Source organism: Providencia sp. JGM181 (assembly GCF_018257375.1).
GTDB classification, from domain to species: domain Bacteria; phylum Pseudomonadota; class Gammaproteobacteria; order Enterobacterales; family Enterobacteriaceae; genus Providencia; species Providencia lanzhouensis.
The window spans coordinates 1-7,651 of record NZ_JAERJY010000163.1 but is presented as its reverse complement, the minus strand read 5'-3'; the positions used below and the strand labels follow the sequence as shown (position 1 = coordinate 7,651).

Below are 7,651 nucleotides of genomic sequence, written 5' to 3'. Positions count from 1 at the left end.
GTACCATTTCAAATCATGATAAATACTCGCTTAGTTCACCCTTTTTTTGTTAACTCCATGATAAATCAAGCATGATGAATTTAATTTGGTTTTATGGTTTTTATGGTTCTAATAGATTTTCACGCTGAGTTTTTATTTTATTTAATGATTTTCTTTACCTTTAAATGAATATTGTTGCCGCAAAAAAACAATTTTCATCTTGCAACCTAAATAAGGGATTTATATAAGCAATGATAACCCTGCGTAATATTAGTTTTATGTAAAAAGAGTAATGGAGATGAAAATAAAATTACAACTGTAAAAGTGTAGCTACTTTATTTTCAACAACGTGTATTAGCCTGTGAAAATATAATTCTAAAAAGGAAGGTCAATGTGTTAACAATTATTGGTATTTTAATCATAGTAACAATCGTCACTTTACTGATGATGGGTAAAGCTAGCCCAATTATTGCAATGTCTTGTATTCCTTTTATTGGAGCACTGCTAGCGGGATATTCTATTGGTGAAATCTCGGTCTTTTTCGAAAGCGGCATTAATAAAGTGGCAAAAGTGGCAGCGATGTTTTTGTTTGCCATTTTGTTCTTCAGCATGATGAAGGACTTACATATTTTTGACCCATTGATCCGCATGATGGTCAAAATGACCCGTGGTAATGTGATTATCGTCTGTATCATGACCACGCTAATCGCGGGGGTAGTGCACTTAGATGGCTCTGGCGCCGCAACATTTTTAATTATTATTCCTGCATTATTACCGCTATACCGACAATTAGGTATGAGTCCATACCTAATGTTGCTGCTGATGTGCGCAAGTATGGGGATCATGAATATGGTGCCGTGGGGCGGACCATTAGGTCGTGCGTCAGCGGTAACAGGTATCGATGCCTCTACACTATGGCAAGGTTTAATTCCCGTGCAATTGATTGGTATGGGTGGCGCGGTGGTATTTGCCATTATTATGGGAATGCGTGAAAAGCGTCGCATTGCTGCGGCCGCGTTAAATGGCACTACGCCGTATCAAATGGATTCACTGTTAGGCGAAAGTGAGCAAATCGCAGATGTGGTTGATATTGCCCATAAACCTAAAAAGCCATTAATTAATGGTGGATTAATTGTAGGGGCGATTATCTGTTTAGCATTCGGGCTACTTTCAGCTCCATACGTATTTATGATTGCGCTTTCTTTGGCGTTATTAATTAACTACCCAAATCCCAAAGAGCAGATGAAGGTGCTCTCCCTGCACGCCCCACAGGCGTTAGGTATGGTGGCCATTATTCTTGCAGCGGGCGCGTTTCTCGGCATCTTATCCGATGGTGGAATGTTGAAATCCATCGCAATGGATCTGACATCAATTCTGCCAACGGAATGGGTATCAAAAATACATATTTTTGTGGGTATCCTCGGCGTACCAATGGATATTTTCACCAGTACTGACGCTTACTATTTTGCATTGCTGCCAATTATTCAGCAAATTGCTGCGACGGCAGGGGTTGATCCTTCAGCGGTGGTGTACGCTATGGCGATTGGGAATAACGCCGGTACGTTTGTGAGCCCGTTCTCACCGGCAGCATGGCTGGCTATGGGGCTGGCGGGAATTGATATGGGGCGTCATTTGCGGTATTCGTTCGGGTGGATTTGGGTGTTCAGCTTTTTTACGCTAGCCGTCGGGGCGGTTCTTGGATTGTATTAATCGCTCGTCGTCTTTTGCACCCTAACGTTGTTGGCTTCAAAAGAAAACCCTAGTCACATACTTGTGTATGCTCCTAGGGATTTTCTTTTTTGCCGCCTAGTTACGGCGCAAAATCCATAGAGCCAATGTTTGAGGAAACTAAGGAAAAACCTAAAATCTGAAAAGATAGAAGATAGAAGATAGAAGATAGAAGATAGAAGATAGAAGATAGAAGATAGAAGATAGGAAAAACAAACAGAAAACGGTGAGAGAAAATAGTTGCTAAGTGGAGCATGGATTATCGGACAGTGACTATATTGATGATAAGGGAATTATGTGAAGATACCTTTATTATCTGAAACCTGTAAGGCTCGACATGCGCAGACCACTTTCTTCCTACCATCCTATTTTGTATTGGCTACGTGTGAATCAAAAACGGCTACTTAGGCGTTGGCACTGGGCATTTTCAGGGCGCAAATATACCCGCAATTTGGCGGAGCAACCGCTGGAATATCGCTACCATAAACACACATCACGGCTGATCCGCAAATTGGGTCAATCAGACCTTCGGTTGCAACATAACAAAGTGATAAACCTCGGAATTGCGATTGAAACGATGAACGGCGTTACCATTGCGCCGGGGGAATACTTCTCGTTTTGCCGTCTTGTGGGCAAACCTACTGCCAAACGCGGATTTGTGGAAGGAATGGAGCTTTTTTACGGAGAAGCCCGAAGCGGGATTGGCGGAGGAATTTGCCAACTCAGCAATTTAATCCACTGGATGGCGCTGCATTCTCCATTGCAAGTGGTGGAGCGAGCCAACCACAGTTTTGACCCATTTCCCGATGAAGGGCGCGTGCTGCCATTTGGTTCTGGCGCGGCTATCTTCTATAACTATATCGACCTTGTGCTGTATAACCCAACCCAAGCAACATTTCAGTTAGTGTTTAACATTGGCGAACACCAAATTGAAGGGGAGCTATTGTGCTCTGAGCCCCGCGAAAATAAATATCATATTTACCAACAGAACCATAAGTTTGTTCGGGAACGCGGCGTGATTTATCGCCATAATGAAATTTGGCAGCAAATCACCACCAAAGGGCAAGAACCGCTCACGCTCAGCGACCGCTGTTTATACCGCAATAAAGTGGTGGTGAAATACCCGCTGGATGAATCTCAATTGAGTGATGTGGGTTAATACGACCATAATTAGGAATATGTTACTGGCTTTTACCTAATTAATTCGTTTAGAATCCCCGCAACTAAGTTATTTCTTGCTGTTTTTCTGATGCAGCACCCAAAATGAGGCCGTCTCGCGGACTAGATATGTAATACCAACACTTGATTTCTCAATTATCGCAGAGGCAAATCTTGCTCAAGATTTGTTGTGTTTTATTATTTCTGTAGAGAAAGCATAATGAATATGCAATCAAGGAAGTATGGTAGAACGTATCACTATCCGTTCTCACCGGGCACCACCAGCGACGATCGTATTAATAGCGATTGGTGGGCGCACATCCAAAATATTGAACAACTGGTTCATACTGAAAAACTCGATGGTGAAAATAATTGCCTGAATCGTCACGGCGTATTTGCCCGTTCTCACGGCGCTCCGACCCAGTCGGCATGGTCGCAGCAAATCCGTCAGCGTTGGCAATTAATTAAAGACGATCTGGGTGATATCGAATTGTTTGGTGAAAATCTGTATGCCGTGCACTCCATCGAATATCAACATATCGAAGATTATTTTTACGTGTTTGCGGTGCGCCAAGGGGATTATTGGCTAAGTTGGGATGAAGTGAAGTTTTACGCATCACTGTTTGATTTCCCAACCGTACCTGAGCTTCATTTGGCTATCGATAAAACCCTCACTGCTCAGCAGTACAGCAGCGGATTAATCGCCGCGGCAGGGGAAGATAGCCAATTTATTGCACGGGATACCCACACCGGAAAACCGTGCAGCATGGAAGGCATTGTGACGCGCAATCGCCAAGGTTTTGCCGTGGATGATTTTATGCAGCACGTTTTTAAGTATGTTCGTAAAAACCATGTCAAAACCGATATTCACTGGAAGCGAAATTGGCAGCGCGCGAAATTAGCGTTTGAGATGCAAGGAGGTGACCAATGAGTTGGCAGCTGACAAAACAACGGGAATGGTCACAACTTGCTGAACAGTTTGAATTTGTGCGTGATATGCATGGCGTCCCTCAAGATGCGATACACCATGCCGAAGGGGATGTGGCTATCCATACTCAAATGGTATTAGCTGCGTTGGAGGCGTTACCGGAATATCAGCAATTACCTGAAGCGCAACAGCAGATTGTCTGGACAGCGGCGCTCTTACACGATGTGGAAAAGCGCAGCACCACTCGAGAAGAAGAGGGGCGTATTCGCTCACCCGGACACGCAAAAAAAGGCGAGTTATCCGCTCGCCATATCCTGTTTCGTGAAGTGGAAACGCCATTTGCTATCCGTGAACAAATTGCTGCATTAGTGCGCTTTCACGGTTTGCCATTATGGTTGATGGATAAGCCTGACCCAGAGCGAGCGTTATACGCCGCCTCATTACGGGTCGAAATGTCTTTGCTGTGTATGTTAGCGAAAGCGGATGCGATTGGTCGTGAATGTGAAGACAAAACGGACTTATTAGCGCGCATCGAGCTATTTGAACTGTTTTGCCGTGAGCATGATTGCTGGGATCAGCCGAAAGCTTTCGCGTCATTGGCGGGGCGTTTTCACTATTTTCACACTCAGCGCGGCACGCCGGATTATCAACCATTTGATGAAGACGGTAGCGAAGTGATTATGTTGTGTGGTCTGCCGGGTATGGGAAAAGACCATTTTATTCAACAACATTATCCACAAATGCCGATGGTATGCTTGGATGAAATTCGTCGAATTCATAAAATCAGCCCAGCGGATAAAAATGCGCAAAGTTGGGTCGCGCAGCAAGCGAAAGAACAGGCGAAAGTCTATTTGCGTAGTAAACAAGATTTCATCTGGAATGCGACATCGCTAAGTGCCTCACTGCGTGAAAGCATGATCAGCCTATTTGCTCGCTACCAAGCCAAAGTGCATCTGATTTATCTGGAAGTGCCGTATAAGCAGTGGCAGCAGCAAAATCGCCAGCGCAAATATGCGGTACCGGAAAATGTGATGGAAAGAATGGCAGGGAAACTGGAAATTCCAACCCCTGATGAAGCTCATCAAGTTTCCTATTTTATCAATGGTGAATTTTTGAGTGAGCCGGTGAAGTAAGTTTTATCATCCTGCCTCTGTCTAAGAGGCAGGACAATCAGTTCGACATCATGGCACAAAAACCTTTCCTTCAAATAATTTTCTAGCAGTACGAATAATTGAAGCTTGAATGCCTTCCGGTTTATCTGTCGGGTTAGTTAGTGCTACCTCAAATTTGCCACTGAGATGTTCAATGGCAATCTTCTGCATATCCACATCGCCTTGCAGATAACGCTCGATAACGGTACCTGAAATCACGCAGCCGGTGGCAATAGCAATTGCGCCCGTTACCGCTAATGCGCCATGGCATTTATGGGGCATAAAGTAGCGCACATTAATGGTGCCGCCGTGAATAGCCGGGGAGACCAAAATCGGTTTTGGGATCACTTTTTTGCTCACATCCCCTAACCCCATCATGGCGCCAGCTTGCAGACGAAGGTGCTCCAGCTTTTGCATAAACTCACTATCGCCTTCAAGTTGTTCGGCTGTTTCATATCCCGTTTTATTCAGTTGTGGGGCATCGATAAGCACCACAGGCGTCGCCATATCGAGGCAAGAAACTTCAACACCATCAATGATATCGACCACATTTCCGGTAGGAAAAAGTTTCCCTGTTTTGGTGCCACTGGCATTAAGAAAAGTTAAACCAACAGGCGCAGCCTGACCGGGAACACCGGCAATAGTTGCATTACCGTTATATTCCACTTGCCCATTGGGGGTTTGAATGGTGGCGTTGATAAAGGTATTGGTGTTGACGTTACGCACCCTGACGGTGGTCACATCTCCAGTAATTGGTACTAACCCTTTTTCTAACGAGAATGACCCGACCGCACACAGAATATTGCCACAGTTAGGGGCGGTATCGACAATACGCTCAGTAATGGCGACTTGCGCAAAAAGGTAATCAACATCTGCATCTGGGTGCGTTGATGGGCTAATGATGGCGACTTTACTGGTTTGCGGGCTACCGCCACCAATACCATCGATTTGTAAAGGATGACCGGATCCCATAATGGCTAAAATGAGTTCATCACGTTGTTGAATGTCGGTCGGGAGAGAGTCAGCGAGGAGAAAGACACCTTTTGATGTGCCTCCGCGCATTAATGTACAAGGAATTTGTTTCATTACGCGTCCTTTTTGAACGCCTTACCGTAAGAAAAATGGAGTGCGTTATATTGCACTCCATCTTTTTTATGGGGTAAGGGCGATTAGATTAAGCCCATGTTGATAAGAATTTCCCACCAACCTAAACCAATAGTCATGTGAACTAATAGGCTGAGGAACGCGATAATCCCACCAATGATCCACCAAGAACGAATATCGTTATAGCCTGCACCGAAGACGATTGGAGCTGCCGCGCCTCCGTAATGGGTTAAGCTGCCGCCGTAGGCATTAGAGAACAGCAGACCCAGCGCTAACAGCATCGGCGGTGCACCTGCAACCATACCAACGGTGGCGAAAACAGGGACCATCGCCGCTACATAGGCACCACCAGAGGCGAACAGGTAACGAATCGCGACACTGATAAACATGATGACAAAGAACGCTAACATCGCTTGGTCACCGAAGGAGAGGTGTTCGCTCATCACATCAGCTAACCATTTGAAGAAGCCTGCTTTGGTGAGCACGCCGGACATCCCGATAATACCACCGTACCAAATCAGGGTGTTCCAGCCACCTTTGTTCTTCAACACATCATCCCAAGTTACGACACCGAGGATCAGCGTTAATGCCATCACGGCAATGGCGACGCTTGAGGCACTCACACCGATTTTATCTGCAAATATCCAGCCGGATAACGCCAGCACAAAGATAATGCTGAGCAGTTTTTCACGCACGGTCATTGGACCTAAATCCGCTAAGCCTTTCGCTGCGATTTCTTTGTTATTCACCTTTTTCAATTCAGGTGGATACAGTTTGTAGATAATCAACGGAGTGAGGATCAACATGATTAAGCCCGGCACGGCAGCGGCTAATGCCCAGCCCCCCCAACTTAAATGGATACCCATAATGTCGGTCATCATCGCTAATGCCAGCGCATTTGGTGCCATAGCCGTTAAGAACATATAGCTGGTGGTTTTGGTCACCATATATACGTTTACCAGCAAATAGTGACCTGCTTTACGGGGGCTTTTTTCAGGATCAGACCCTAATGCAACCGCCACACTGTTGATGATAGGGAAGACAATCCCACCGGCACGCGCGGTGTTAGACGGCGTTGCAGGGGCGATAATCAAGTCAAGAATAGCAGTCACATATCCCAGCCCAAGAGTGGTGCCACCTAATTTTCCAATAAGAATATAGGAGAGGCGCTTACCCAAGCCGGTGATGACGAACGCAGCACTCAAGGTGAACGCGGCGAAAACTAACCACGTTGTACCGGATGAGTAACCACTCAGTACTTCGCCAACTTTGACGTCTTTAGTGCCTGTTACACCGATGATCACCGCACTGGCAGCAATCGTGGCTAGCAAGATCACAGGCTCGGAATAAGGTTTTAATACTAGTCCCACAATGGCGGCAAGGTACAAACCAAATAACAGCCATGCAATACTCGGTAGCCCTGCGGGCGTCGGTATTAAGGCTATGATTATTGGAATGGCTATTAAAACTAATAGCTTCCATATTTTATCTTTTTGCATAGGCTAATCCTTCAAGAATATAAAACTTTAAATTTCTTAAATCACATAAAACGAATATCTAAAATGTGTGGAAACCTATTTCTGGATATAGCGGTATCTTGAAT

General features: G+C 45.2%; 6 protein-coding genes. 4 read left to right on the top strand and 2 right to left on the bottom strand.

The window, feature by feature from the left end; translation table 11 throughout:
* Positions 1–372 precede the first annotated feature (372 nt).
* The 4 genes from JK188_RS15485 (at position 373) to JK188_RS15470 (ending at position 4,926) form a co-directional block, all read left to right on the top strand.
* Positions 373–1,689 carry a CitMHS family transporter gene (locus tag JK188_RS15485; protein WP_108479059.1) on the top strand — a complete coding sequence of 439 codons (1,317 nt, stop codon included), beginning with the start codon at positions 373–375 and terminating at the stop codon, positions 1,687–1,689.
* A gap of 355 nt (positions 1,690–2,044) precedes the next feature.
* Entirely contained in the window at positions 2,045–2,866 is an 822-nt protein-coding gene (locus JK188_RS15480; RefSeq protein ID WP_211885258.1) for a VanW family protein, read from the top strand.
* A gap of 219 nt (positions 2,867–3,085) precedes the next feature.
* Positions 3,086–3,796, top strand: a complete 711-nt coding sequence (locus JK188_RS15475; protein WP_211885260.1) for an RNA ligase family protein — start codon at positions 3,086–3,088, stop codon at positions 3,794–3,796.
* Complete coding sequence (locus JK188_RS15470) at positions 3,793–4,926, top strand: AAA family ATPase (RefSeq protein ID WP_211885262.1); 1,134 nt, start codon at positions 3,793–3,795, stop codon at positions 4,924–4,926. The genes JK188_RS15475 and JK188_RS15470 overlap by 4 nt, the downstream gene beginning before the upstream one ends.
* 48 nt (positions 4,927–4,974) lie before the next feature.
* On the opposite strand, the gene JK188_RS15465 is transcribed toward JK188_RS15470, so the two are convergent.
* Positions 4,975–6,030, bottom strand: coding sequence for a 4-oxalomesaconate tautomerase (locus tag JK188_RS15465; protein WP_211885264.1), 1,056 nt, complete (start codon positions 6,028–6,030; stop codon positions 4,975–4,977).
* Positions 6,031–6,113: 83 nt separating this feature from the next.
* On the bottom strand, positions 6,114–7,547 hold the full coding sequence (locus JK188_RS15460) for an anion permease (protein ID WP_036951311.1): 1,434 nt from the start codon (positions 7,545–7,547) through the stop codon (positions 6,114–6,116).
* Positions 7,548–7,651 lie beyond the last annotated feature (104 nt).

Bases quoted from the DNA above. Each gene is read 5' to 3' on its own strand.
- JK188_RS15470 (WP_211885262.1), top strand. From the start codon at position 3,793: ATGAGTTGGCAGCTGACAAAACAACGGGAATGGTCACAACTTGCTGAA.
- JK188_RS15480 (WP_211885258.1), top strand. From the start codon at position 2,045: ATGCGCAGACCACTTTCTTCCTACCATCCTATTTTGTATTGGCTACGT.
- JK188_RS15460 (WP_036951311.1), bottom strand. From the start codon at position 7,547: ATGCAAAAAGATAAAATATGGAAGCTATTAGTTTTAATAGCCATTCCA.
- JK188_RS15465 (WP_211885264.1), bottom strand. From the start codon at position 6,030: ATGAAACAAATTCCTTGTACATTAATGCGCGGAGGCACATCAAAAGGT.
- JK188_RS15475 (WP_211885260.1), top strand. From the start codon at position 3,086: ATGAATATGCAATCAAGGAAGTATGGTAGAACGTATCACTATCCGTTC.